Annotated in this window: 24 protein-coding genes, 2 tRNA genes and 2 pseudogenes; 13 read left to right on the top strand and 15 right to left on the bottom strand. The window is 63.7% G+C overall.

Going from position 1 to position 26205, the window contains the following annotated elements; genetic code table 11:
* Positions 1–135: 135 nt before the first annotated feature.
* Positions 136–720: a hypothetical protein gene (locus AB0P23_RS01300; RefSeq protein ID WP_363796632.1), complete on the top strand. Its 585-nt coding sequence runs from the start codon at positions 136–138 to the stop codon at positions 718–720.
* Between the two features lie 19 nt (positions 721–739).
* Positions 740–892: a hypothetical protein gene (locus AB0P23_RS01295; protein ID WP_222088960.1), complete on the top strand. Its 153-nt coding sequence runs from the start codon at positions 740–742 to the stop codon at positions 890–892.
* Between the two features lie 21 nt (positions 893–913).
* Here AB0P23_RS01295 and AB0P23_RS01290 read toward each other — a convergent pair whose 3' ends face one another.
* Positions 914–1375 (bottom strand): hypothetical protein, encoded by a 462-nt coding sequence (locus AB0P23_RS01290; RefSeq protein ID WP_222099331.1) that lies wholly within the window; start codon positions 1373–1375, stop codon positions 914–916.
* Positions 1376–1982: 607 nt separating this feature from the next.
* Here AB0P23_RS01290 and AB0P23_RS01285 point away from each other — a divergent pair.
* Complete coding sequence (locus tag AB0P23_RS01285) at positions 1983–2276, top strand: hypothetical protein (RefSeq protein ID WP_363796629.1); 294 nt, start codon at positions 1983–1985, stop codon at positions 2274–2276.
* 108 nt (positions 2277–2384) lie between these two features.
* Here the strand turns inward: AB0P23_RS01285 and AB0P23_RS01280 are convergent, their stop codons facing one another.
* From AB0P23_RS01280 to AB0P23_RS01265, 4 genes are all read right to left on the bottom strand, one after another.
* On the bottom strand, positions 2385–3032 hold the full coding sequence (locus tag AB0P23_RS01280) for an Ltp family lipoprotein (RefSeq protein WP_363796627.1): 648 nt from the start codon (positions 3030–3032) through the stop codon (positions 2385–2387).
* Positions 3033–3118: 86 nt separating this feature from the next.
* Positions 3119–3949 (bottom strand): DUF2637 domain-containing protein, encoded by an 831-nt coding sequence (locus tag AB0P23_RS01275; RefSeq protein WP_363796625.1) that lies wholly within the window; start codon positions 3947–3949, stop codon positions 3119–3121.
* Positions 3919–3992: transfer RNA gene (locus tag AB0P23_RS01270), tRNA-Ile, on the bottom strand. The genes AB0P23_RS01275 and AB0P23_RS01270 overlap by 31 nt, the downstream gene beginning before the upstream one ends.
* A 69-nt stretch (positions 3993–4061) precedes the next feature.
* Positions 4062–6197 (bottom strand): molybdopterin-dependent oxidoreductase, encoded by a 2136-nt coding sequence (locus AB0P23_RS01265; protein WP_363796623.1) that lies wholly within the window; start codon positions 6195–6197, stop codon positions 4062–4064.
* A gap of 85 nt (positions 6198–6282) precedes the next feature.
* Between AB0P23_RS01265 and AB0P23_RS01260 the strand changes: the two genes are divergently transcribed.
* The 3 genes from AB0P23_RS01260 (at position 6283) to AB0P23_RS01250 (ending at position 8281) form a co-directional block, all read left to right on the top strand.
* Positions 6283–7086 (top strand): serine hydrolase domain-containing protein, encoded by an 804-nt coding sequence (locus AB0P23_RS01260; protein ID WP_363796621.1) that lies wholly within the window; start codon positions 6283–6285, stop codon positions 7084–7086.
* Positions 7087–7230: 144 nt separating this feature from the next.
* Positions 7231–7743 carry a DUF3145 domain-containing protein gene (locus AB0P23_RS01255; protein ID WP_363796619.1) on the top strand — a complete coding sequence of 171 codons (513 nt, stop codon included), beginning with the start codon at positions 7231–7233 and terminating at the stop codon, positions 7741–7743.
* A gap of 88 nt (positions 7744–7831) precedes the next feature.
* Positions 7832–8281 carry a cold shock domain-containing protein gene (locus AB0P23_RS01250; RefSeq protein ID WP_032368157.1) on the top strand — a complete coding sequence of 150 codons (450 nt, stop codon included), beginning with the start codon at positions 7832–7834 and terminating at the stop codon, positions 8279–8281.
* Between the two features lie 177 nt (positions 8282–8458).
* On the opposite strand, the gene AB0P23_RS01245 is transcribed toward AB0P23_RS01250, so the two are convergent.
* From AB0P23_RS01245 to aceE, 6 genes are all read right to left on the bottom strand, one after another.
* Positions 8459–9892, bottom strand: a complete 1434-nt coding sequence (locus AB0P23_RS01245) for a carboxyl transferase domain-containing protein (protein WP_206498197.1) — start codon at positions 9890–9892, stop codon at positions 8459–8461.
* Positions 9893–10024: 132 nt separating this feature from the next.
* Positions 10025–11275 carry a KasA/KasB family beta-ketoacyl-ACP synthase gene (locus AB0P23_RS01240; RefSeq protein ID WP_027497449.1) on the bottom strand — a complete coding sequence of 417 codons (1251 nt, stop codon included), beginning with the start codon at positions 11273–11275 and terminating at the stop codon, positions 10025–10027.
* Between the two features lie 8 nt (positions 11276–11283).
* Positions 11284–11628: a meromycolate extension acyl carrier protein AcpM gene (gene acpM, locus AB0P23_RS01235; protein WP_045841363.1), complete on the bottom strand. Its 345-nt coding sequence runs from the start codon at positions 11626–11628 to the stop codon at positions 11284–11286.
* A gap of 88 nt (positions 11629–11716) precedes the next feature.
* Entirely contained in the window at positions 11717–12625 is a 909-nt protein-coding gene (locus AB0P23_RS01230) for an ACP S-malonyltransferase (RefSeq protein ID WP_032370259.1), read from the bottom strand.
* A 128-nt stretch (positions 12626–12753) separates the two neighbouring features.
* Positions 12754–14178 (bottom strand): helix-turn-helix domain-containing protein, encoded by a 1425-nt coding sequence (locus tag AB0P23_RS01225; protein ID WP_228139233.1) that lies wholly within the window; start codon positions 14176–14178, stop codon positions 12754–12756.
* An 87-nt stretch (positions 14179–14265) separates the two neighbouring features.
* Positions 14266–17085, bottom strand: coding sequence for a pyruvate dehydrogenase (acetyl-transferring), homodimeric type (aceE, locus tag AB0P23_RS01220; RefSeq protein WP_206498196.1), 2820 nt, complete (start codon positions 17083–17085; stop codon positions 14266–14268).
* A gap of 256 nt (positions 17086–17341) precedes the next feature.
* Between aceE and AB0P23_RS01215 the strand changes: the two genes are divergently transcribed.
* From AB0P23_RS01215 to AB0P23_RS01205, 3 genes are all read left to right on the top strand, one after another.
* Positions 17342–17764, top strand: coding sequence for a DUF3052 domain-containing protein (locus AB0P23_RS01215; RefSeq protein ID WP_027497444.1), 423 nt, complete (start codon positions 17342–17344; stop codon positions 17762–17764).
* Positions 17765–17795: 31 nt separating this feature from the next.
* On the top strand, positions 17796–18257 hold the full coding sequence (locus tag AB0P23_RS01210) for a peroxiredoxin (RefSeq protein WP_027497443.1): 462 nt from the start codon (positions 17796–17798) through the stop codon (positions 18255–18257).
* Positions 18258–18344: 87 nt separating this feature from the next.
* A tRNA-Val gene (locus tag AB0P23_RS01205) sits at positions 18345–18419 on the top strand.
* A gap of 285 nt (positions 18420–18704) precedes the next feature.
* Here AB0P23_RS01205 and AB0P23_RS01200 read toward each other — a convergent pair.
* Positions 18705–18952: pseudogene (locus AB0P23_RS01200) on the bottom strand (LLM class flavin-dependent oxidoreductase); the annotation flags it as partial.
* An 8-nt stretch (positions 18953–18960) separates the two neighbouring features.
* Between AB0P23_RS01200 and AB0P23_RS01195 the strand changes: the two are divergent.
* Together AB0P23_RS01195 and AB0P23_RS01190 are read left to right on the top strand one after the other, a co-directional pair.
* A pseudogene (locus tag AB0P23_RS01195) lies at positions 18961–19146 on the top strand (hypothetical protein); the annotation flags it as partial.
* 15 nt (positions 19147–19161) lie between these two features.
* Positions 19162–19833 carry a nitroreductase gene (locus tag AB0P23_RS01190; RefSeq protein WP_032399947.1) on the top strand — a complete coding sequence of 224 codons (672 nt, stop codon included), beginning with the start codon at positions 19162–19164 and terminating at the stop codon, positions 19831–19833.
* Between the two features lie 12 nt (positions 19834–19845).
* On the opposite strand, the gene AB0P23_RS01185 is transcribed toward AB0P23_RS01190, so the two are convergent.
* Positions 19846–20787, bottom strand: coding sequence for an NAD(P)-binding protein (locus tag AB0P23_RS01185; RefSeq protein ID WP_032399948.1), 942 nt, complete (start codon positions 20785–20787; stop codon positions 19846–19848).
* Between the two features lie 113 nt (positions 20788–20900).
* Here AB0P23_RS01185 and AB0P23_RS01180 point away from each other — a divergent pair, with 113 nt between their 5' ends.
* Positions 20901–22310: an amino acid permease gene (locus AB0P23_RS01180; RefSeq protein ID WP_206498179.1), complete on the top strand. Its 1410-nt coding sequence runs from the start codon at positions 20901–20903 to the stop codon at positions 22308–22310.
* Here AB0P23_RS01180 and AB0P23_RS01175 read toward each other — a convergent pair.
* Together AB0P23_RS01175 and AB0P23_RS01170 are read right to left on the bottom strand one after the other, a co-directional pair.
* A complete protein-coding gene (locus tag AB0P23_RS01175) occupies positions 22307–23473 on the bottom strand; it encodes an iron-containing alcohol dehydrogenase (RefSeq protein WP_027497434.1) in 1167 nt (388 codons plus the stop codon). The genes AB0P23_RS01180 and AB0P23_RS01175 overlap by 4 nt on opposite strands.
* Positions 23474–23555: 82 nt before the next feature.
* The gene (locus AB0P23_RS01170; protein ID WP_032384612.1) at positions 23556–25085 is read right to left on the bottom strand and encodes a CoA-acylating methylmalonate-semialdehyde dehydrogenase; all 1530 of its coding nucleotides are present in this window, start codon (positions 25083–25085) and stop codon (positions 23556–23558) included.
* A gap of 75 nt (positions 25086–25160) precedes the next feature.
* Here AB0P23_RS01170 and AB0P23_RS01165 point away from each other — a divergent pair, with 75 nt between their 5' ends.
* A complete protein-coding gene (locus AB0P23_RS01165) occupies positions 25161–26063 on the top strand; it encodes a LysR family transcriptional regulator (protein ID WP_032384613.1) in 903 nt (300 codons plus the stop codon).
* Positions 26064–26205: the final 142 nt, after the last annotated feature.

Here is a 26205-nt window from a genome sequence, read left to right as displayed (position 1 = left end):
TCGACCGTCCGAATCTGGTGGTTGAACCGCTGCGCCGAACGGGCGCATAACGAGAGCAATGCAGCCGAGTGCGCCGCGGGGTTCAGGCGGATGTCGGCGCTGGCGACCTCGCGGCGAACCTGGTTCAATGCGCTCGTGGACTGGATCGCTTTCGCATCGGTGGTGTCGTCCGCAGTGGTCGCGACGGCAACTGTGGTTGTCAATGCGTTGTCGAAACGTGGAGATCGAAAACACGCGAGCGGACTTGACTTCGAGAAACGATCTTGGGAGCTGAAGAGCTCAGCACTGTTGGAAGTTATTGGTGCGTGCGTGCAAATGGATCGAGTGACAGGTGGACCGGACCCCCAGCCGTCGCTCGCGACCTACGAGATCACCAGTGTCGACCGGCAGCTGCGGACATTGACGGGTCCAGCAGGTGCAACTGTGACCGCCCTTGGCCACGCCGCCACTTCGACGGCGATGGAAGCACTTCTTGCGTTTGTCAACAAGAGCTTGGGCCCAGCGATGCACGATCTCACGCACGTGGTTATCTACCGCGATTCAAAAGAGGCCGCGATCGACGCCCGCGAGTTCGAAGCTGCGGCTGAACATCGCCATTCTGAGAAGGCTGCTCTCGAACTTTACGAGCGCTGGAACGTCACTCTGAATCGGGAGAAGCTTCGCGAACTCGTCAACCAGCTTCGCGAGTCCGCGCAGAAGGACATCAAAGGCCAGTTGTGATTCCTGGAATACCCGACGGATGACCGACGCGAACCCCTTCACCCCGCCCGCCGACGAAGGACAGGCTGGTTGGGTGCTACTCCCGGACGGCCGCCGCGCGTACCGCTACGAAGGCTCCGACGACCTCATCATCGACAAGGGAACCACCGTCGAGACGCCTGCATCTGAGTAGTTATGGATGTGCGGAGTTGACCTAGTACCCGTATCCGACGCCGATCCCCTCGGAATGGGCTTCGTCGGCGGGTCGGATGACGGGGTCGCCTACACCGAGGTTCACGCTGTAGAACGCGCTGCCCCTCACGACGTCGGTGGGCGCGAGCAGACGGCAAGAGCCATCCGGTTGCAAAGTTGCGCTCTGATAGGTTGACGCACCGACCGTGACGCCAGCAGCGTCGGCCACTGACACGTAGCCATTTTTCCGAAGGCCATTGAAGAACACGTCGCCTTGGCAATCGCCTTCGGGCGAAATCTTGGTTCGCGCAGGTGCGATCTGGACCATGATTGTGACGGTGTCGGCAGGAGGTTTGGCCGCGATACTTGAGCGAGGGCTCGACGTCGAGTCGTCCTCAGACTTCGAGCCCTCCATGGATTCCGCAGTGCCGCAGCCTGCCAGGGTGGCTACAGCGAGCGCCGCGAAGATGATCCCAATCCGCATAAACCGGAAGAGTACGGCAATGGTCCAGGCTCAGTTGGCCGATCTAAAACCGGGGGAGTGACTATCGAGCCCGGCCGTCGAAGCTGCTGTCGGTGCAGGCTTTGGTCATCGGCGGCGTGTAGATCACCGCTCCGCATTCCCGGCACGCGTGCGTCCGGTGATGGTGGATCTCGCAGGAGCAGACCTGCGATCCGACGAGCACCCGACCTGCGCCTAATTTGTGCCCAACCGGGCAGTGAGTAGGCGCAGGCTAGGACCATCGATCGCCGCGCCGGTACAGCTCCACGACGCCTCCCGAAAGTAGTCGCGGGACACGATCCAGGCTTCCCTTCCTGACCGCGTCCCGCTTTCGCAACCTAACGGAAATCGAACACCCGTGCGAGCAGTGCGGTAGTTTTTTCATGCCCAGCATTGGGCTCGCAGATCTCCTCACAACAGGGAGGTGCCACCCATGTGGCAGCTCTTCAGTCGACCCGACTGGGTCGACGACATCCAGCGCTCACACGGCGCAATCAACCGAAAGGTCAACCAAATCATGACAACTCAGGCATAGTTCGACACCAAGGTTTCCGCGATCTCGTCCACCCTCGCAGTCGTCGCCGGAGGCGTGAATGCGACCCTGCAGAACACCGCCAACCTGGAGGCTGAGATCGCCCGCCTCAAGGCCCTCGACATCGACACCTCGGGCCTCGACCCGATCCTCGGCGACGCGAAGAAGATCGAGGCCGTGCTCGTCCCCGCGGTCGATCCCGGTCAGGTCGCCCCTCCGGTCACCGAGATCCCCGTTGTGCAGCCGGCACCGGACGCTTTGGTCGTGGAGCCTCTTCCCGTGCCGGGCGAGTCGGAGCCGATCGTTACCGTGCCCGACGAGACCGTCACCACCGAAGAGCCCACCGCCTGACACCAGCTCGACTGCCAACACGAAGCGCCCCACCCCTCCGCCACGTGCGGAGGGGTGGGGCGCTTTTTCGCGTTCGGCCAAGGCTGCCTCCTCGGCTCGGTCAGGCGGTCACAATCCTGCGCTGTCCGCTCCGAACTCCGCCTGCTCCGTGGTGTAACCGTCACCGACGGTCAGCTGCTGCACGAGTCCGTCTCGGGAGAACCCGGTCAGGTCAAGGTAGTTTGCGGCAGCTTTGGATGCCTGCTCGTTGTAGTCAATGTCGATGTTGTCGACAGCGTAGGTAGCGTCTTCGGTGGAGTAGCCGTCACCTGCCGTGAGCTGCTGGATGAGGCCATCACGTGAGAAGGGGGCGACGTCGAGGTACTGCTCACCGGACCGGATCGCATTGCGCTGACCGGCGCTCTCGGCGGGTGCCGCGGGGGCAGGAGCTGCCGTCTCGACTTCTTCGACCGATTCGGCCGTGGCCTGCGGTGCCGCGGGGGCCGGCTGGGGCGCGACCGTGGTCTGGGCGGGTGCGACTGCGGCCGGAGCGGCCGACGTGGTTGCAGGCGCAGCCGTCGTCTCACTGTCGGAATCACCTCCGCCGCCCACGATTCCGATGATCACGAACAGTACGACCACGGCACCTACGATCCACGGCCACTTGCGCTTCTTCTTCACCGGTGCCTCGGGCGGCTGTTGCCCGTAGGGCTGACCCTGAGGTGCCCCGTACGGCTGCTGGCCGTAGGGCTGGTTCGGGTCGTTGGGGTTGGTCACTGCGACTCCATTTGGTCGTTTCGGATGGTTTGGATTGCTTATCAGACTTTCAGGTACGAATGTTTCATTCGGCGCTTTTGCCGCATTCAGGCGGACGGGATCGACTCGCGCGCATCCCTCCATCGCCACACGGTTCGGTCGTTCGTTCCGAGCTGGCGGGCGATCTCGCGCAACGACACCCCGCCCTCGTCGATGAGCTCGAGCGACCGGGTGCGCGGATCTGCGACAGCCTCGACCGGCTCGGGCAACTCATCGGAATTGTCGATGTGTTCGCCGCCCTCTCGGCCCAGCCGCACGGTCAGGTGCGTGACCCAAAGCAGGAACACCGGGGGAGTGAGCGCGACCCCGACGGCGATCCACGAGCCCTGTGTCAGCCATGCATGGATGCCGTTGCCTGCGATCGACACGAGCGCCGACGCGGCGAGCAGTGACCACGCCGTTCGGTCACCGCCGAGACCGACTACTGCCGCGGTGCCAATAGCGATCGTGCCGTCGATCATGACCGGCCACAGGTACGCCTCTGGGCCGAGGCCGGCGATGCGAGCGAGGTCCGCGAGGGCGATGTAGGAGATCGCGAAGCAGACGAGGGACAGGAAGACGGTGCCGCGGCGAGCCGTCGTCAGGGTTGTGGATTGGACATGGGATCTCCCGAAACCGGACGTCGGACAGCGACGTCGAGGTGGGTATGGATGCAGAGCAGCGAGCCTCGATCGCCGACGAGGGATTTGACCCCGACAACCGGGCGGTGGTGGTGGCGATGCTGCGAATGCATGAGTTGCTTGCCCACATTGGATGTATCTGTGGCCGTGGGCAAAATGTGGGCAAGACCAGCAGTCGAACTGTTGCAGGATCGAGGATAGTTGGCCCTGAGCTGCGCGAATGTGAGTGGGGCGGGCGGGGCTCGAACCCGCGACCAATGGATTATGAGTCCACGGCTCTAACCGACTGAGCTACCGCCCCAATCCCGTACCAGGTACGAGCCAGCAGAATCGTACAGAATCACCCCGTCTCGTGGTTCCATCGGGGGCGCTACTTGGCCCTCACCTGCACCGGAACGCCGTTGAGAATCGCGTTCGCCGATACCGCGTCGACTCGGGCGGGGTCGGTGATGTCGTTGACGCTCGGTCCGGTGACAGTGGTGGCGACCGAGAGCTGCACGCCGGGGCGCTGATGACCGAATCCGTGCGGCATGCTCACCACCCCGGGCATCATCTTTTCGGACGCCGCGACCTCGATGTCGACGGTACCGGCCGCGGAGGTGACCGACACCATCGAACCGTCCTCGATCCCGCGCTGGAGGAGATCGTTCGGGTGCGCCAGAAGCTGATGTCGCGCTTTGCCTTTGGTGAGTCGAGCGGTGTTGTGCATCCACGAATTGTTGCTACGTAGATGTCGTCGACCGATCAGCAGGAGCTCGTCGTCCTTGGGAACCGCGCTCGAGTGCATCAGGTCCACCAGGGCAGGCAGTTCACCGACCACGACGTCCTGGATCAATTGAATGCGCTTGTCCTTGGTCTTCAGCTTCTGGGGAAAGCCCGGACGCAGCGGTCCCAGATCGATGCCGTGCGGGTTGGCTCGAAGCTTCCTCAGCGACAACCCTTTTCGTCGGCTACGGAGCAGGATGTCGAGAGTGCGAGCAGGGGACAGGCGCAGACGGGCCTCGCCGATGACGCTCTTCGGCGTCAATCGTGCCTTCAGTCGATCGACGGTGGAGCCTGCCATGCGGTTCTTGTAGCGCAGTGACAAGTCGCGGAAGATCTCCCAATCGTGCTTGGCGTCAGTCTGTTTGGGTAGAACTGCGGGCATGTACTTGGCAGTGTTGTGTACCGCGAAAGAATTGAAGATCAGATCGTAGTGATCGCGTTCGAGGGACATCGTCGGCGGCAGAATCACGTGTGCGTGCCGCGAGGTCTCGTTGATGTAGAAGTCGAACGACACCATGAAATCGAGACCGGCGAAGGCCTCGTCGAGGCGACTACCGCCGGGCATCGACAGCACCGGATTGCCGGACAGGACGGCCATGGCACGAATCTGGTCCTTGCTCTCGGTGGTGATCTCGTCGACGAGCGTCGAACAGGGATACTCGCCGGCGAACTCGGGGAGATCGCGAACGCGGCTGCGCCACTTGTCGAAATGGCCACGACCGACGATGCCCTGCGAGATCAGATCGATCGCCGGATCGGTCACCATCGCACCGCCCGGTCGGTCGAGATTGCCCGTGATGATGTTGAGTACCTGGATCGCCCACTGGCACACCGTGCCGAACTGCTGCGTCGACACCCCCATCCTGCCGTACGCCACTGCAGACTTCGCTGCAGCGAAGTCGCGTGCGAGAGAGGAGATGTCGTCTGCCGACATGCCGACGATCGGTGCCACCGCCGTCGGCGTGAATTCGGCGACGAGATCGGCAAGTCGATCGGCACCATCGACGTAGTCGGCGACACGGACGGAGCCGTCGGCGACGATCGTGTGAATCATCGCCAGCAACAGCAGCGCGTCGCTGCCGGGACGAACGAAGAAGTGGGTGTCGGCAATATCCGCCGTTTCGGTCTTGCGTGGATCGACCACTACCAGTCGGCCACCCCGCTTACGGAGTGCGCGTGCTCTTTTGGCGAAGTCGGGCACAGTCATCATGCTGCCGTTGGAGGCCATCGGATTGCCGCCGAGGACGAGGAAGAAATCGGTTCGATCGATATCCGGAATGGGCAGCAGGAGCTGGTGGCCGTAGAGCAGATGGTCGACGAGCTGGTGCGGCAACTGATCCAAGGACGTCGCCGAGTACCGATTGCGGGTGCGCAGCAGCGACGTGAACGGAATGCCGTGGGTCATCGCACCCATCGAGTGCACGTTGGGATTGCCCTGATAGAGCCCGACAGCGTTGGATCCGTACTTCTTCCGCGTCGAGACGAGGCCATCGACGACGAGGTCGTACGCCTCCGTCCAGCCGATTTTCTCCCACTTCTCACCCACCCGCTTGACCGGTGTGGTGAGCCGATCGGTGTCGGCATGAAGGTCGATCAACGACAGAGCCTTCGGGCAGATGTGGCCCCGGGAGAGTGGGTCCTTCTCGTCGCCGCGGATCGAGACCACCGCGTTGTTCTCCACCGTGAATTCGAGACCACAGATCGCCTCGCACAGATTGCACGATCCATACACAACCGACATCGCATTTCTCCCATTCTCGTCGTCCGAGACTAGCCCGGCGGGGGACCGATCCACGGGCATCGACAGACAATTAGGCTCTGGAGTCGTGACTACCCTCGATCTCACTGCCTCGTGGCCCGTCGACCATGTCAGTGCTGCCGTCGTCACCGACGCCGGAGTGCGGGAGGAGGTGGGGGACACCGCGCGCGTCTTCGAGCTGGCATCGGTCACCAAATTGCTCACCGCCTATGCGGTGCTGGTTGCCGTGGAGGAAGGTGCCGTCGAGCTCGATCAGCCCGCAGGGCCGGAGGGGTCGACTGTGCGGCATCTGCTGGCGCATGCCTCGGGACTGGCGTTCGGCGAGCGGAAGGTGCAGGCTCCGGCCGGCACCAAGAGGATCTACTCGAGCGCGGGATTCGAGGTCTTGGCCGAACTCATCGAAGCAGAGTCGGGAATCACCTTTCCCGACTACCTGGATGAGGCCGTCTGCGGACCGCTCGGGATGGTCGACACGTCGCTGCCCGGGTCGGCCGGTCACGGTGCCCGTTCGTCCGTTGCAGACCTGACCAAGTTCGCCGCGGAGCTGTTGGAACCGACTCTCCTCGCGTCGCAGACACTGTCTTCGGCCGTCGACGTGCAGTTTCCCGGCCTGAACGGAATCGTGCCCGGGTACGGATCGCACAAGCCTTGCGATTGGGGTCTGGGGTTCGAGCTGCGCGATGACAAGACCCCGCACTGGACTGGGAGTAACAACTCGAGGGCTACGTTCGGCCACTTCGGACAGGCCGGGACGTTCCTGTGGGTGGACCCGTCGGTGAGGATCGCGTGTGTGGTGCTGACCGATCGGAACTTCGGAGATTGGGCCAAACCGCTCTGGCCCGAGCTCTCCGACGCCGTCCTGGCCGGGTGAAACACCACCGTTCACAGATTGCACTGGCGCAACAGGGGCAACTCGGGGCACACTAGTACACACACGCGTTGAATCGCTGCAACCAGTTCGAGCATGTCGAGGTCGTTGGGGAAGACGTCCCTCGTCGAAGCTGGAGGTAGTGCAATGCGTGGATCGAACCAATTCGCAGATGCGACGTCGGGTGTTGTGTACATCCACTCGTCGCCCGCTGCGCTGTGCCCGCATGTCGAATGGGCGTTGTCCGACGCCCTCGATTGCCGTGCCAATTTGAAGTGGTCCGCGCAGCCGGCATCCGACGGACAGCTGCGCGCCACCACGGACTGGATCGGGCCCGTAGGCACCGGAGCGAAGCTCGCCGGCATCCTGCGCTCCTGGCAGATGCTGCGCTACGAGGTGACCGAAGACGCCAGCGAAGGCGTCGACGGCGAACGGTTCTCGCACGTACCCGGCTTGGGTCTGTGGCGCGGATCGACGAGTGCCAACGGGGACGTGGTGCTCGGCGAGATGCGACTTCGCGCGCTGATGGAGAACAACCAAGGCAACCTCGCCGCCGCAGTGGAGCACGCGCTCGGCTCGGATTGGGATGCCTCACTCGAACCGTTCCGCACCGGAGGCGCAGGAGCAGAAGTGACCTGGCTCAGCCGCAACGTCGGCTAGCAGCGGTTGCCGGGGATTCGTCGCAGCGGTAGTTTCGCGTTCGTGCCTGGGGTAGGCATGTGGGAACGACCGTGGAGTGGTGAGTTCGATGTTGTCGACCGGAAAAGTGATTCGATTCGACGAGTTCAAGGGGTACGGATTCGTAGCGCCGGACGAGGGCGGCGAGGACGTGTTCATCCACGTCAACGATCTGGACTTCGACAAACGACTGTTGGCACCGGGAGTACGCGTCGAATACGTTGCCGTAGACGGTGACCGGGGTCTGAAGGCCACCGAGGTTCAGATCATCGACGGGCCGACGTCGACCGCTCTGGTGACCCGTCACAAACCCGACGTCCCATTTCACAACACCGCACCCGTCAGTGGTCACCAGCGCCACGACGACGCAGGCGCGGACGTCCTGTCCGAGGCGGACTTCACCACCGAGCTGACCGAGCAACTACTGACGTCGAACGGCACGCTGACGGCTGCGCAGATACTCGACGTGCGATCGGCCGTCGTTCGACTGGCCCACGATCACCGATGGATCCAGGGCTGACCGACCTCGTTTGCCCGTCCTTTGACCTCGTTCGCCCGTCGCCGGTGTGAATCAATGTGGCTTTCTTGCACATGGAGTGCCTGAAAGGCGCATTGATCCCAACCGGGGTGGGTTTCCCAACCGGGGTGGGGTCTCGGGGCAGGGCTGACGGACCGCAGTAGGTAGTGGTCGGGTCGGTCAGAGCGGGATGTTCTTGTGATTTCCGCGAGCCGCAGGTGCTGCGGCGAGAGCCTTGGCAACCGTGCTTCGGGTCTTGCTGGGCTCGATGACCTCGTCGACCACGCCGATGGCCACTGCGCGATCGACACCGCCTGCGATGCTCTCGTGCTCGACGGTGAGGCGGTCGTGCAGTGCCTCACGCTCTTCCTCGGGTGCGGCGGCGAGCGCCTTCTTGTGCAGGATGCCGACGGCCGCTTTCGCGCCCATCACGGCCACCTCGGAGCCGGGCCAGGCATAGACCGCAGTGGCACCGAGTGCGCGGGCATTCATGGCGATGTACGCGCCGCCGTAGATCTTGCGAGTGACCAGCGTGACGCGGGGGACGGTGGCCTCGGCGAACGCGTGCAGCAACTTCGCTCCGCGGCGAACGACGCCTTCCCATTCCATGCTGACGCCCGGCAGGTAGCCCGGAACATCGACGACCACGATGAGCGGAATACCGAAGGCATCGCACAGACGAACGAAACGCGCTGCCTTCTCGGCACTTTCGGAGTTCAGGCAGCCGCCGAGTCGGATGGGGTTGTTGGCGATCACGCCGACGGTGCGGCCGCTGATACGGCCGAGACCGATGACGATGCTGCGAGCCCAGCCGCCCTGGAACTCCTCGAACGTCGATTCACCTTCGACGTTGTCGAGCAATTCGTGAATGATCGGGTGCACGTCGTAGGCACGACGGTTGGATTCGGGCATCAGTGCGCGTAGATCGGTGTCGCCGTGTTCTGCGGCGGCGATGTCGAACTCGCCCTGCTCGCAGAACATCGACACCAGACGGCGGGCGCGGGTGAACGCGTCCATCTCGCTGTCGGCGACGATGTGGCAGACCCCGGACTTCTTGTGGTGCGTGTCGGGGCCGCCGAGCGACTCCATATCGACCTGTTCGCCGGTGACGCTGCGAACGACGTCGGGTCCGGTGACGAATACGCGTCCCTCGGGAGCCATGATGACGACGTCGGTCAAGGCGGGACCGTACGCTGCACCACCGGCTGCGAAACCGAGGACGACGGAAATCTGTGGGACGAGGCCGGACGCTCGCACCATGGCCTCGAAGACGAGTCCGACGGCATGGAGAGCCTCGACGCCCTCGGCGAGGCGAGCACCACCCGAGTGCCAGACGCCGACGATCGGGGCGCGCTGTTCGATGGCGGTGTCGATCGCGGCAACGATGTGCTTGCAGCCGTCCACCCCCATGGCACCGCCCATGACGGTGGCGTCGGAGCAGTAGGCGATGGTGTGGACGCCGTCGATTTCGCCCGATGCGGCCAGAATTCCCGACTTGTCCCGATCATGCAGGGGGACAGTGGTTCCGGCGTCGAAGAGCTTTTCGAGGCGGGTCAGGGGGTCGCGCGGATCGGTAGAGGTGCCGGATCGTGTGACAGGGGCCAGAATGGTCATCGCGTTGTCCTTCTTCAGGGCCCCTGGCGGGGGCGAGGCCCGAGCCGGGACCGTCCGTCGAAAGAACGGCCCCAGCTCGGATCATGCACTGCGAGAGCGGGATTCGCTGAGTCGAGAAGTCGACTCAGTGGATCACGCCTTACCGAAGGCGAGCGCTACGTTGTGCCCACCGAATCCGAACGAGTTGTTGATCGCGTAGTCGATCTGTCCGACGCGGGGCTCGCCCTTGACGACATCGAGATCGATTTCGGGATCCTGGTTCTCCAAATTCAGTGTGGGAGGGATGATTCCCTCTCGCACTGCCAGCACCGTCAGTACCGACTCGAGGGCACCGACGGCACCGATCGAGTGGCCCAGAGCGGATTTCGGTGCGTACACCGCTGCGTGATTTCCGACTGCCTTGTTGATCGCCAGCGCTTCGGCGGTGTCTCCGATGGGAGTTGCCGTTGCGTGTGCGTTCACGTGGGTGATGTCGGACTTCTGCAGGCCTGCGGTCTCGATGGCGCGCTGCATCGCACGCGCGGCACCCTTGCCCTCGGGGTCGGGGGCCACGAGGTGGAACCCGTCCGAGGTGATTCCGGCACCGAGCAGGCGGGCGTGGATCGTTGCGCCGCGTGCTTTGGCGTGCTCCTCGGTCTCGATGACCATGAGCGCACCCGCTTCACCGAAGACGAAGCCGTCACGATCCTTGTCGAACGGACGTGACGCACCCTTCGGGTTGTCGTTGTTGGTGCTCATCGCCCGCATCATGGAGAAGCTGGCGATCGGAACCGCGTCGATGTATCCCTCGACGCCGCCGGTGACGACCATGTCCGCGTCGCCCATCACGATCATCCGCCATGCATGCGCAATGGCTTCCGATCCCGAGGAGCAGGCGGAGACGGGCGTGATGACGCCGGCTTGTGCTTTGAGCTCGAGCCCGACGACCGCTGCTGGGCCGTTCGGCATGACCATCTGAACGGCGAGCGGGGACACCTTGCGGTAACCGCCGGCCTTCATCTTGTCGTTGGCGTCGATGAGAGAATCGCCGCCACCGAGTCCGGTACCGATCGACACGCCGAGGCGAAGGGGATCGACGTCGGGCGAGCCGGCGTTCTTCCAGACCTCGCGACCGAGCACCGTGGACAACTGCTCCACGTAGCTCAGGCGACGGATCTCGACCCGCGAGAGCAGACTCTGCGGGTTCACCGCGAGGTGTCCGCCGATCCGCACGGGCAGGTCGTACTCGGTGACGAAATCGTCTTCCAGAGTGCCGATTCCGCTTTCGCCGTTCAGCAGACCCTTCCACGTGGCATCGACGTCACCCGCGAGTGACGTGGTCGCAGCAAGGCTGGTGACGACGACACTGGGGAAGCGTCCGTTGGCGGTGGATGGGTTGGTCATGGGTCGTGTCACTCGCTCGCGGAGTCGTCGAGCTTGGCCTTGATAGCTTCTGCGGCTTCGGGGTTCTCCGCTTCGAGCTTCTGGATGTAGTTGACGGCGTCGCCGACGGTGCGCAGACCTGCGAGGTCTTCGTCGGGAATCTTCACGCCGTACTTGTCCTCGGTCTGCACTGCGATCTCGACCATGGAGAGCGAGTCGATATCGAGGTCGTCCACGAAGGACTTCTCGATGGTCACCTCGGACGGTTCGATGCCCGTGACCTCCTCGATGATCTCTGCAAGTCCGGCGATGAGGTCTTCCTGGCTGGCCACTGTTGTGGCTCCCTTCTCTTCTGTGTCGAACGCCGAAGTCATGTGCTTCGAGACGCGGTTGTGCATTTCTGCCACTCGGGGAGTGGAAGTCGATCCGCAGTACCGAGACTGCGGTGTGAAGGTGACCGAGCTATCCGAGCTCGGCCAATGCGGCGATGTCCGCCGGTGTCTTCAGGCCGAGGTTGGGCACGCCGCGCAGTTCACGCTTGGCGATACCGACCAGTGCGCCTGCCGGGGGCAGCTCCGCAAGTCCGGTGACCTGCGCGGTACGCAGGTACGCGCTGCACAGGTCCCACCGCACGGGGCGTGTGACCTGGGCAGCAAGTTTGGTGAGCGCATCGGCACCCGATGCGACCGGCTGACCGTCCGAGTTGGACAGCAAGGTGTGCGTCGGCTCGGACGGAGTGATGGCGGCTGCGGCCGCGGCGACGGTGTCGCCTGCCGATGCCATGTACTTGGTGTGGAAAGCACCCGCGACCGGGAGTGCACGAACCCGCGCCTTCTCGGGTGCGCTCTCGGCCAGTTCCGCCAACTTGGTCAGCAGACCTGCAGCAACGATCTGACCGGCAGCGTTGACGTTGGCCGGGGCGAGATCGAGTTCTTCGAGCCGGGCCAGAACTGCAGCTTCGTCGCCGCCGAGCACGGCGGACATGCCGGTCGGTTCGAGGGCACAGGCCTTGGCCATCGCAGCACCGCGCACCGCCGCCAGGGATACCGCGTCGTCGGAGGAGATCACGCCGGCAATGGCAGCAGCCGCGAGCTCGCCGACCGAGTGGCCGGCCACGATGGCGTCGTCGGGGAACAGTCCACGCGAGGCGATTTCCTCGAAGGCCAGTAGGGCCGACGCCACGACCAGTGGCTGAGTCACCGCAGTATCGGTGATTTCTTCAGCGGTGGCGGTGGTGCCGAGTCGCACGAGATCCAGGCCGGAGGCCTTGGACCACAGCGCCAACCGATCGGCCGCGCCCGGGATTTCGAGCCAAGGCAGCAGCATGCCGGGAGTCTGGGAGCCCTGACCGGGCGCAAGCAACGCAATCACAGGGTTAAGAGAACACTGTCGGGCCCCTCATCAGTGATGTCGCGCTCGATGAACTCTCGACAAGCAATTTGTGGGAACCCTACAAATTGCCTCGTGGAGACCCGCTATCGCCGGAAGGCGGTTCGGCGTTACGTGACCACTTCACCAAATGTGACTTGTGTGACATATGGGGCTGGATATGTCGGTTCGTGATGCGTTCGAGCCAACCTACCTACCGTTGCCGCGACCCGAAGGACGTACGCATCGCGCGGGTGAGTGGGATCACGACCGGTCACCTCGGCAATACGCTTGAGCCGATACCGGACGGTATTTGGATGAACAAACAGCTGCCGAGCGCAGGTTTCCACCGCACCGCCGCAGTCGAGATACGCATCGAGCGTGTCGGCCAAACCCGAACCTGCCGCGGCCAACGGAACGACGACATGATCGTTGAGAGCCGAGATAGCCGCCCCGTCGTTCAGCAACGCTCGTTCGGGCAGCAACTCGCCGGCGTGCACCGGACGCGGTGCGCCCCGCCAGCCCGCCACGGCCTGCATGCCGGCAAAGGCCTCCACCGCGCTCGAGTGCGCTGCGCCCAAGGTGCGGGTGGTGGGACCGATGACGACCGGGCCGTCGGAGAAGTTCTGCAACATGTCGTCGATGAACGCGTGATGCGCCGCGGTGTCGTCGAGCTGGCCACTGACCACCATCACCAGTCGGGTCCCCTGAACCACCGCCAACGCAGCTCGACCGTGCTTCTGAGCGACGGAGTGCACGGTGCCCACGACGGATACGCCGCGATCTTCCGGGGGAGTGCCCACCAATACCGTCGCGGGCGCAGTGGCGTCCCAATTCAACGTGGCGGCTCGGGAAAGCATGTCCGATCCCGTGTCGCCGCGGACGACGGCGTCGACGACTAGGGCTTCGAGGCGGGTGTCCCACGCCCCTCGTGACTCGGCTGCACTGGCGTACACGGACGCCGCTGCGAAACCCAGCTCGCGGCCGTACCGCAGCACTGCCTCGGTCAGCGCGACCAACTGCTGGTCGTTGCGGGCGAGCGCAGGGAGCCACTGCTCGAAGAACTCCATCGCCACCCGGACCATGTCGACGGTCTGACGCAGTGTGAGGCGTCGGGCAAGGTCTTGCGGGATCACTTGGAAGGCGTCGAGGCTGAATCGAATGTCGCTGTTCGGGTTCTTGAGCCATTCGAGAAAGTTGTCGACGGCCGTCTGGATCAGCAGCTGGACGCTGGCCCGCTGGGCGGCGTCGAGGTCGCCGAAGAACGGCAACTGGCCCTGCATCGTGGTCACTGCCTCGGTCGAGAGGCGGCCGGAGAACTGTTTGACGCGTCGCAACAGGGCGTCGGGCAGAGGGTCGCGTTTCTGGCGCGAAGGGGCCAACGAGTTGACCGGAAGGTGGACCTCGTTGTCGGTCGTGAGCGAATCACGGGTGGGGGAGTCACGGGCCGGGGAGTCACGAGCCAACGACTCACGCAACGCTTCACGGTAAGCGTCGCGCCGGGAGACATCACGCGCGGACGAACTGTCCGGTGAATCGGGTTTCGCATCGGACATAAGGAGAACCTACGCCCGACCCCCGCCCACCTCGCGCTGGACTCTCGTCGCGAGGTGGAACGGGGGTCGGCCGATCATGGCGGAGACCTACGCCGAGCCGGTATCGGCGTACGACGTCGGAGCTGCGGTGACGTCGTCGATCTTGTACTTCTCGGCAGCCTCGACGGCCTTGGACTTGTCGATCTCGCCCGATGCCGCGAGAGCGGACAGTGTGGCGACGACGATGGACTCGGCGTCGACGTTGAACACCCGTCGTGCAGCCGGGCGGGTGTCGGAGAAGCCGAAGCCGTCGGTGCCCAGGGTGACGTAGTCGCCCGGAACCCACTGGCGGATCTGATCCGGCACGGCGCGCATCCAGTCGGAGGACGCGATGACCGGGCCGTTGGCATCGGCCAGAGCCGAGGTGACGAACGGAACGCGCTTGACGGCACCCGGGTTACGCAGCGACTCCTTCTCGGCTTCGACGCCGTCGCGGCGCAGTTCGCCCCACGAGGTGACCGACCACACGGCCGAACGCACGCCCCACTCCTCGAACAGCAATTCACGTGCCTTGCGGGCCGAGACGATGCCGACGCCGGACGCGAGCAGCTGTGCCTCGGGTCCCTCGCCCTCCTGGGGTTCTGCGAACCGGTAGATGCCCTTGAGCAGCCCCTCGACGTCGAGGTTCTCGGGCTCGGCCGGCTGTACGTACGGCTCGTTGTACAGGGTGATGTAGTAGAAGACGTTCTCGCCGCCGAAGCCCTCGACACCTTCGGTTCCGCCGTACATGCGACGCAGACCGTCCTTGACGATGTGCGCGATCTCGTACGAGAACGCCGGGTCGTACGCCACGGCCGCGGGGTTGGTCGACGCCAGCAGCAGCGAGTGACCGTCGGCGTGCTGGAGACCCTCACCGGTCAGAGTGGTGCGACCTGCCGTGGCACCGAGCACGAACCCGCGGGCCATCTGGTCTGCTGCAGCCCAGAGACCGTCGCCGGTGCGCTGGAAACCGAACATCGAGTAGAAGATGTACAGCGGGATCATGACCTCGCCGTGCGTCGCGTACGAGGTACCGACCGCGGTGAACGACGACGTGGAGCCTGCCTCGTTGATGCCCTCGTGCAGGATCTGACCGACCGAGCTCTCCTTGTAGGCGAGCATCAGTTCCGAGTCGACCGAGGTGTACAGCTGGCCGTTGCGGTTGTAGATCTTCAGCGACGGGAACCACGAGTCCATACCGAACGTGCGGGCCTCGTCGGGAATGATCGGCACGATTCGGTGGCCGATCTCCTTGTCTCGCAACAGCTCCTTCATGACGCGCACGAGCGCCATGGTGGTGGCGACTTCCTGCTTGCCCGAGCCCTTGCGGAGCGTCTTGTAGGTGTCGTCGCCGGGCTGCGGCAGTGGCTTGACGTCGACGCGGCGCTCGGGGACGAATCCGCCGAGCTTGCTGCGACGATCGAGCATGTACTGGATCTCGGGAGCGTCCGCACCGGGGTGGTAGTACGGCGGCATGTACGGATCCTTCTCGAGCTCCTCGTCGGAGATCGGGATGTGCTGGAGATCGCGGAACGTCTTGAGATCGTCGAGCGTCAGCTTCTTCATCTGGTGCGTGGCATTACGGCCCTCGAAGTGCTTGCCCAGGGTGTAGCCCTTGATGGTGTGCGCCAGGATGACCGTCGGCTGGCCCTTGTGCGACATCGCAGCCGCGTAGGCGGCGTGCACCTTGCGGTAGTCGTGACCGCCGCGCTTGAGGTTCCAGATCTCGTCGTCCGAGAGATCCTTGACGAGCTCCTTCGTTCGTGGGTCGCGGCCGAAGAAGTGATCGCGGACGTAGCTGCCGTCGTTGGCCTTGTAGGTCTGAAAGTCGCCGTCGGGCGTGGTGTTCATGAGGTTCACCAGTGCGCCGTCGCGGTCCTTGTGCAGCAGCGAGTCCCACTCGCGGCCCCAGACGACCTTGATGACGTTCCAGCCGGCACCGCGGAAGAACGACTCCAGTTCCTGGATGATCTTGCCGTTACCGCGCACCGGGCCGTCGAGACGCTGCAGGTTGCAGTTGACCACGAACGTGAGGTTGTCGAGGCCTTCGGTCGCAGCCACATGTGCGAGTCCACGCGATTCCGGCTCGTCCATCTCGCCGTCGCCGAGGTACGCCCAGACGTGCTGATCGGAGGTGTCCTTGATGCCGCGGTCGTTCAAGTAGTGGTTGAAGCGCGCCTGGTAGATGGCGTTCATCGGACCGAGGCCCATCGACACCGTCGGGAACTCCCAAAAGTCCTGCATCAGCCGTGGGTGCGGGTACGACGGCAGTCCGCCGCCCTCGTTCACGTGGCTCGCTTCCTGGCGGAAGCCGTCCATGCGCTCGGCCGGGATGCGGCCTTCGAGGAACGCGCGGGCGTAGATGCCGGGGGAGGCGTGGCCCTGAATGAAGATGTGGTCGCCGCCGCCCGGGTGATCCTTGCCGCGGAAGAAGTGGTTGAAGCCGACCTCGTACAGCGCAGCCGACGACGCGTAGGTCGAGATGTGGCCACCGACGCCGACGCCCGGACGCTGTGCGCGGTGCACCATGATCGCGGCGTTCCAGCGGATCCAGGCTCGGTAGCGGCGTTCCATCGACTCGTCGCCGGGGAACCACGGCTCGTTCTCGGTGGGAATCGTGTTGACGTAGTCCGTCGATGTCAGCGACGGGAGCGCAACGCGGCGCTCGCCGGCGCGCTCGAGCAACCTGAGCATCAGGTAGCGAGCGCGGTTGGGGCCGGACCTCTCCAACAAGCCGTCGAACGATTCGATCCATTCGTTGGTCTCGTCGTTGTCGATATCGGGCAGGTACGACGCGACACCCTCACGGATGACGCGGACCCGGCCGTCCGAGCCCTTCTTGCCTGCAGACGATGTGTTCTGCCGTTCGCCGCTGTTCACTTCGGACAACGTGTGCACTCCTCAATGTGGCGGACGCTCGGTGTGGCGCCCGGTCCGGTAGCTCGCCCCTGTGACGGCGATCTACATTCCTCGTTCTCGTGATTCCTCCCCAATCCTGCCGCATCTCGTCGGTTCTGGTAGTACAGAGGTCCGATACCCACCAGTAGAAATTTATGTACGCAATTTCGGCGCGGTCAGCTTGCGCGAACGGCTTCGACCCTGTTCGCTTTGTCTACTGCACCCACAATTCAAGGAGGTCACCACCGTGGTCGCCGCGGCGGACGCTCAGAACTACGCTCAGAAACTTGGCATCACTCGCGACATGGTCGTTCAAGAGCTGGGCTGGGACGAGGACACCGACGATGATCTGCGCGCCGACGTAGAAGATGCGATCGGTGGCGAGACCCTCGACGAGGATTCCGACGAGGTGATCGATGTCGTACTGCTGTGGTGGCGCGACGGAGACGGTGACCTGGTCGATGCACTCATGGATGCCATCGGTCCGCTCTCGGACGATGGAATCGTGTGGGTCCTCAGCCCCAAGACCGGCATGTCCGGTCATGTGGAGCCCAGCGAGATTGCCGAGTCCGCTCCGACAGCCGGATTGACGCAGACCTCTGCGGCCAATCTCGGTGACTGGATCGGAAGTCGATTGGTTCAGCCCAAGACCCCTGCCAGCAAGCGGTAGGCCCATGCTCGACACAGGAAGACGGTTCTAGATGCCGATCGAGGTTGGCGCTGTTGCGCCCGACTTCACCCTCAAAGACCAGAACAACCAATTGGTCACGTTGTCGTCGTACCGGGACGTGAAGAACGTTCTGCTCGTGTTCTACCCACTGGCCTTCACCGGCACGTGCCAGGGCGAGCTGTGCCGAGTGCGCGACGAGCTACCGACATTCGAGAACGACGACACCGCGATCCTGGCGATCTCGGTGGGTCCGCCTCCGACCCACAAGATCTGGGCAGCAGAGCAGGGTTACACCTTTCCGCTGCTGTCCGACTTCTGGCCACACGGTGAAGTGGCTCAGGCGTACGGCGTGTTCAACGACAGCGCAGGATTCGCCAATCGTGGAACCTTCGTGGTCGACAAGTCCGGAATCATCAGATTCGCCGAAATGAACGGTCCCGGGGAAGCCCGAGACAGTTCATCGTGGGCCGAGGCACTCGCACAGGTGAGCTGACCTGCGGAATTGTAGTTAGACAGCAGACACGATAAATTTCTCCAAGCGTTCCGGTGGCCCGGGGATATCTCCGGGCCACCGGTACTGGGGCGTATAGCTCAGCGGTAGAGCTCTGGTTTTACACACCAGCGGTCGGGGGTTCGAACCCCTCTGCGCCCACCATGACGCTGATTCTCGGCTTGACCGAACCTCCCGCACGATTTGCTGCGCCCGATGTTCCTCGGGCAGTCGGTCACCCTTACCGAAGAGCTTGTGACGCAATGTGCCCGGTGTGTATTCGGTTCGGCAGACACTGCGACGCTGCAATTTCGGTCTCGTCCACCCACTCCTGCGACTTCGCCGGGGGAGCCGACGATGCGTGGACCGGCATCGCCGATGCACTGGCAAACGGCCGATATGCGTTGTGCTCCGCGTAGGCGACTTCCGATATCTGTTCGGTGATCATGGCGAGCAGCTCACAGTCCGTGCCGAATATGGATCACGACCGGCGTCGCGCAACGCCCGCCTCATACTCGAGACCGTCTACTCAAGGTGTCCTCGGTGGGCGCGCCGACAAAGATCACCTCCGCGTTCTGCGCCGCGAAACGAACGCCGCGCGTCGACGCTCCGGCCTGAAAGATCACCGGCGCCCGCTGCGGTGACGGCTCGACCAGATGAATGTCCGGCACCGTGAAGAGCCTGCGGCGGTGGCCGATTCGACGCAATCGTCGCACCACCGGCATCGGACGAGTTCGCCGGCCAGCTCACGATCGGTAGTCGGTGGGGGGACAGCGACAACATCAAGAACCTCGTCGCCGCATTCAAGGACCCTGAGGTGCAGGTATTCCTGGCCACCGCCCCTCGGGTGAAAGACATCCTGCTACGTTCGTTCCGCACCCGATGGCGATGACACGAGGCGGACGACGTGACCCGGTACGAAGCATTGACCGAACTCCTCGACGAGCGGTACTCATGCCGGCAGTTCCTGCCGAAGCAGGTATCACGGGACGTGCTCGAACAGTTGTTGGCGGCCGCCCAGCGCACTCCATCGTGGTCGAACACCCAGTCGTGGCAAATAATCGTGACCGAGGGCGATGCCACGCGAAAGTTCTCCGAGGCCTTGGTGGAACATGTGGCGTCCGGTGTGCCGCAACCGGATTTTCCGTTTCCGGCCAACTACAACGCCCTGCACCGGGCACGTCGTCGTGAGTGTGGCGGTGCGCTCTACGAGAGCATCGGCGTGGTCAAGTCCGACACCGAGGCGACGACGCGTCAGTTCATTCGCAATTTCGAGCTGTTCGACGCCCCGCACGCGGCAATCATCACCACCGATGCGGACCTGGGTGTCTACGGTGCCGTCGACTGCGGGCTGTATCTGCAGACGTTCCTGCTGGGCGCGCAGAGTCTCGGGCTCGGCGCGATAGCTCAGGCCGCGCTCGCCGCGTACTCGCCGTTCGTCCACGAATGGTTCGATATCCCCGATACCCGCAGGGTGGTAGCCGGCATCTCGTTCGGCTACCCCGACGAGAGCCACCCGATCAACGGATTCCGCACCAGCCGTGCACCGTTGAGTGAGACGGTGACCTTCATCAGCTGAGGTGTGACGGCGTCAGCTCTGGAGCCGACCAACCAGTTCCGTACCCAGATCCGTGCCCGATCGCCATGCGCTTTCCACCCTGGGCGCGCCGGATTCACACCATTGATCGCCTGCGAATCCGACGAGCCGCCCGTCCCGCAGCTCGAGCGCAAAGGTGGAATCATGTTGCGCCGCAGGCTTTGCGAACGTCCAGCGATGGGCGTGAGTCCAGTTGGGTGCCGTGGAGATTACCGACAGTTCGCGTAGCGCGTCGAGGACCGGGGCGATCACTGCGTCGGGATCGGCGAGGTGCTGCTGTGCCCGCTCGGGGGTCGTGTGAACCACCAGCACGGGCGCACCGTCACCCCGCCGGGCACCGTCGTCGACGATGAACGCGATATCGGGATGATCGTTGACGAAGGCCGCGTCGCGGAACGGCACATCCAACCCGTCGAATCCACATGCCACCGCGATGACCGGTTCGTAACCGACGGCGTCGGGGACTGTGGTCAGTCGAGTCGCTTGAGGATCGGGCATCGCAACCACGACGTGGCCGTCGGGGAGGCCGCTCAACTCGGAAGAGCCTTCGATATCGAAGTCTTCCAGCAAGTCTCGCACCAGAGAACGAAGCCCGTGTGGTGTGGCCCAACGGACCGGCCCGGTGGTGGTGCACGGCGTGGTATCGGGTTTGAGGATGCCGAAGGTGTTGGCCCACTGGCGCGCAAGGCCCCTCGACTCCCAGTCCGACACCACCGTAGCGAAATCCTGATCTCGGACGGTGAAGTAACCGGCACCCAAATCCACACGACGCCCGTGAAGCTCGGGGGAGGACATCCGTCCGCCCGGGGCACGTCCTCGATCGACGATGCGGAACGGGACGCCCGCCGCGCGCAGTACTCGGGCACAGGCGGCACCCGCGATACCCGCGCCGACAATGGTGATCGAGTCCGTGGTGCGCCCAACATCGACAGTCATATCGTCAGTATGCCCGGCGGACCAAGTAAGTAAGCCCGCCTTATGTACTACGCATTGTCTGGACAATTCGGTCACCCGCTGCGAAGGGCCCGACCTTGTGCTGAACTGTTGAAATGGCAATTACGGATAAGCCAGATACCGGAGAGCACGGACTGGGAACCGGTCTCAAACCGCGGCACGTGACGATGATCTCGATAGCCGGAGTGATCGGTGCCGGACTGTTCGTCGGCTCCGCCAACGCCATCGCCACCGCAGGACCTGCGGTGTTGCTGGCCTACTTCTTCGCCGGACTCCTCGTCATCCTGGTGATGCGCATGCTCGGGGAAATGGCCACCGCCAACCCCGACACCGGTTCGTTCTCGACGTATGCGACCCGGGCACTGGGACATTGGGCCGGCTTCTCCGTCGGTTGGCTGTACTGGTGGTTCTGGGTATTGGTGATCCCCGTGGAGGCGACCGCCGCTGCCGCCATCCTCACCAACTGGCTGGGCGGTGCCCAATGGATGTGGGCCCTGATCATCGTCGTTGCGCTCACCGCGACCAACCTGATCAGCGTCGGCAATTACGGCGAGTTCGAGTTCTGGTTCGCGTTGGTCAAGGTAGTGGCCATCGTCGCGTTCATCGGTCTCGGCATCGCGGCCATCCTGGGCTGGCTGCCGAACTCCGAAGTCAGTGGCGTGGACCAATTGTGGGCCTCCGGCGGCTTCATGCCGCTCGGCTTCGGTGCGGTGATCGCAGCCATGCTGACGACGATGTTCTCGTTCATGGGATCCGAGATCGTCACCATCGCTGCAGCCGAATCCAAGGACCCCGCAAAGGGGATCACCCGCGCCACCAACTCGGTGATCTGGCGTATCTCGATCTTCTACTTCGGATCGATCTTCGTCATCGTCGCGCTCGTCCCCTGGAACGAATTGGACCCGGCAACCGGCTCCTACCAGTATGTGTTGTCCAAGATGGGAATTCCTCACGCGGAGACCATCATGGACATCGTCATTCTGACCGCCGTGGCGTCGTGCCTGAATTCGGCGCTCTACACCGCCTCCCGCATGCTCTACTCGCTCGGTGATCGCGGCGATGCGCCTCGCTCAGTCAAGAAGATCACCGCCAACGGAGTGCCGTGGGTTGCCGTCATCGCCTCGATGGTGCTCGGCTTCCTCGCCGTCGTCGGAAACTACATTCTTCCGGAAAAACTCTTCACCTACCTGCTCGCGACCACCGGTGCCGTAGCTCTGTTCGTCTACCTGGCTATCGCCAGCAGTCAACTCGTGCTGCGTCGCCAACTCGATCGCGACGGCGAACGCCCGGCCGTTCTGATGTGGCTCTACCCGTGGCTCACCTATTTGGCCATCGGATTCATCGTCTTCGTCCTCGTCATGATGGTCGTGCGACCCGAGCAGCGATCGTCCATCCTGCTCTCGGCCGTGCTGGCGGCAGTGACGGTGATCGGCGGAATCATCGTTCAACGCCGAAACACGCGGCGCGACAAGGTTGCCGCCCGCGTGTCCGGTGACTCGGCCTAGATCCCGGCATACACCTGGCGGTACAGATCGACGATCTGCTCCGCCGTCGGAACGACCGGATTGTTACCGGGGCTGCCGGACGCGAGAGCCTGCTCGGCCATCAGCGGCAACATGTCGTCCCACGTCGACTTGTCGATGCCGAACGTCTGCGGAGTGGGAACTTCGACCTCACGGCACAGCGTGACGATGGCGTCCTGCAACTTGCCTCCGGCAACCGCGTCCGAATCGGCTTCCGATGCCGCACCGAGGGCGCGGGCGCAGTCGGCGTAGCGGGACTGGGCTCCGCCGATGGAGAAGGCTGTGACGGCAGGCAAGAGCATCGCATTGGACAGTCCGTGTGCGACATGGAAATGCGCGCCGATCGGTCGACTCATCCCGTGTACCAGACAGACGCTGGCGTTGGAGAACGCCATTCCCGCCTGGGTGGACGCATGCATCATGTCCTCGCGTGCCTGCCGGTCTTCTCCGTCTCGATACGCCCGAAGCAGCGACGTTCCGATGGTGCGAATTGCGCTGAGCGCCAAGCCGTCGGAGATGGGGTTGGCCTTCTTGCTGACGTATGCCTCGATGGCGTGTGTCAGAGCGTCGACGCCGGTATCGGCGGTCAGACGCGCCGGCATCGACATCGTCAGTTCGAAGTCGATGATCGATGCTATCGGCAGAAAGGACAGCCCGGGGCACAGCATCTTCTCGTCCGAGGCCACGTCGGTGATGATGGTGAACTGCGTTGCCTCCGAACCACTTCCCGCGGTCGTCGGAATGGCGATGATCGGAAGCGCCGGACCGGTGGAGAGCACCGGGGCCTTGAAGTCCCGCATAGTCCCGCCCTGAACAGCGAGAATGGCCAACGCCTTGGCCGTGTCCATCGGACTGCCGCCGCCGAACCCGATGATCGAATCGGCCGAATGCTGCTGCACCGCTTCGAGACCGGCGACCAGAGAATCCGTCGTCGGATCGGGCACGGTGCCCGAGAACAGAGCAGGCGACTTACCGGCCTCGGTCATGATCGTCATCAGTCGATCGGCCGATCCGTTGCCTGCCATGAACGCATCGGTGACGAGTAGGGGACGAGATACGGCCAGGTCGGTCAGTACCGTACCCAGCTCCGCGACGGCACCGCCGCCGAGCTTCAGAAAGCGTGGAAAAGAGATGTTGGCAACCATGGAGTGCTCCTTCGCGGTATCTCCATGTGCGTGGAACTTCGTAGTGGGCTACGAGTTTCCACGCACATGGGCTTTGTAGAACTCAGTTGTTTGCAGGAAAGCCGAGATCAATACCGCCGTGGCTGGGATCGAGCCAGCGACTGGTGACGGCTTTACCCCGCGTGAAGAAGTGCACTCCTTCGGTGCCGTGAGCGTGGCTGTCGCCGAACAAACTGCTCTTCCAGCCGCCGAAACTGTAGTACGCCATGGGAACGGGAATCGGCACATTGACACCGACCATGCCGACCTCCACCTCGTTCTGGAACCGCCGTGCCGCCCCGCCGTCGTTGGTGAAGATCGCCGTGCCGTTGCCGTACGGATTGTCGTTGATCAGTGTGAGGGCTTCGTCGTAGGTGTCGACACGGACGACCGAGAGCACAGGACCGAAGATCTCGTCGGTGTAGATGCTCATGTCCGGTGTCACATGGTCGATGAGCGTGGGGCCGAGCCAGAATCCGTCCGCAGCCCCGTCGGGTTGGACGGTGCGGCCGTCGACGACGATCGTGGCGCCGGACGCCTCGCCTGCGTCGACATAGGACGCAACCTTGTCGCGGTGTACCCGGGTGACGAGCGGGCCCATGTCGGCGCCGCGGGTGCCGTCGCCGGTGACCAGTGGTGTGGTGCGTTCGGCGATCTTGGCGACGAGCTCGTCGGCGATCTTCCCGACGGCCACGAGAGCGGAGATGGCCATGCATCGCTCACCCGCCGAGCCGAAGCCGGCGTTGACCATGGCGTCCGCGGCCAGGTCGAGATCTGCATCGGGGAGGACGACGGCATGGTTCTTGGCACCGCCGAGGGCCTGAACACGCTTGCCGTTGGCGGTGCCTGTCGAGTAGACGTACTGGGCGATGGGCGTCGATCCGACGAAGGAGATCGACTTGATCTTCTTGTTCTCGAGCAGTTCGTCGACGGCCTCCTTGTCTCCCTGCAGCACGTTGAACACGCCGTCGGGCAGGCCTGCCTCGGCCCAGAGCCGCGCGAGCCAGATGCTGGCACTCGGGTCCTTCTCCGACGGCTTGAGCACGACGGTGTTACCGGCGGCGATGGCGATGGGGAAGAACCACATCGGCACCATGGCAGGGAAATTGAAGGGGGAGATGATGGCCACCGGCCCGAGCGGCTGACGAATGGAATAGACGTCCACTCCGGTGGACGCATTCTCGGTGTAGCTGCCCTTCAGTAGATGGGCTATGCCACAGGCGAATTCGACCACTTCCTGGCCGCGAGAAATCTCGCCGAGGGCGTCCGAGAGCACCTTGCCGTGCTCGGCCGTGATGATCTCGGCCAGCTCGTTCTTCTTCGCGTTGAGCAGTTCTCGGAAGGAGAAGAGGATCGAGGTGCGCTTGGCCAGGGAGGTGTCGCGCCACGCGGGAAAGGCAGCTGCGGCGGCGTCGATGACGGCGCGGGCATCGCTCCGATCGGCGAGCGTGAGCGTGCCGGTGACCTCCCCGGTGGCGGGGTTGGTGACCGGTGACGTCCGATCGGAAGATCCGGAAAAAGTCTTACCATCGAGCCAGTGTGAGATGACGTCGGTCAACGTTCGTTCCTTCCATCGGTGTGTCTCGAGTCTCATTCGAATAGATGCACATGTCAAAGGCCAAAATCGCAGATTGCCGTGCATAAATGCACAGGGGGATAGGCTGGGCGAGTGTTCAACCCAGACCACCTTCGTTATTTCCTCGAAGTGTCGAGAACGGGACGTCTGACCGATGCGTCTCGAACGCTCGGCGTGGACCACACCACGGTCGGTCGACGCATCACGGCACTCGAAAAGTCCGCAGGGCAACGTCTTTTCGACCGAACCCCGACGGGATGGCGATTGACCGAGGCGGGGCGAAGGCTGGTCGGGTACGCCGAAACCGTCGAGTCCACGCTGATCGCCGCCTTCGAAGATCAGACATCCGATACCGGATCGCTGCGAGGGACGGTACGCATCGCTGCCCCGGACGGATTCGGTGCCTTCGTTCTGACGCCGAAGCTGGGTGCGCTTCGTGACAAGCACCCCGATCTGGATATCGAACTCGTCACCGCCACCGAGCACAACTCGTTGGCCACCAGGGAATTCGACATTGCCATCACGTTGGAACGGCCGTCGCCCAGGTTGGTGGTGGCCCGGCAACTGGCGACCTACACCCTGGCGCTCTATGCCGCCGAGCGATATTTGGCTGCGCAGCCGACGATCGACTCGGTCGACGGTTTGCGTGGGCACACCCTGATCTCCTACGTGGATGCGCTGCTCGACGTTGCGCCGTTGCGCATCCTGGATTCGATTCTGCCCGACGGTCGGGCGCAGATTCAGACCAACAACATCACCGGCCAGTGGATCGCGGCGCGGTCCGGCGTGGGAATTGCGCCGTTGCCCAGCTACATCGGCGAACCGGACGACACGTTGATTCCGGTGTTGCCGGGCCTCGTCTCGGTCGAACGCACCTACTGGACGGTGATTCCGCGGGAGCTGACGGGGTTGGCGCGGGTGAAGGTGGTGGACGATTTCATCGGCTCGGTCGTGGCCGAGGAGCCGCACATGCATGCGGTGCCCGTCGGTCGATAGTCGCGGTCACTAAATGCACGAGATCGGCGGTGGCCGTTGAATTTTGGACGTTCTATGTGTCCGGCGTCTCGTGACGACAGACACACGTGACGCCGACCTCAAAGCAGTGGGAATCGCCCTACCGGCGGGTGACAATCTGTTA

Source organism: Rhodococcus sp. NPDC077669, assembly GCF_040686915.1.
GTDB classification, from domain to species: Bacteria; Actinomycetota; Actinomycetes; order Mycobacteriales; family Mycobacteriaceae; genus Rhodococcoides; species Rhodococcoides fascians.
Note: the sequence above shows the minus strand (reverse complement) of the source record. Positions and strands in the feature narration are given on the sequence as shown.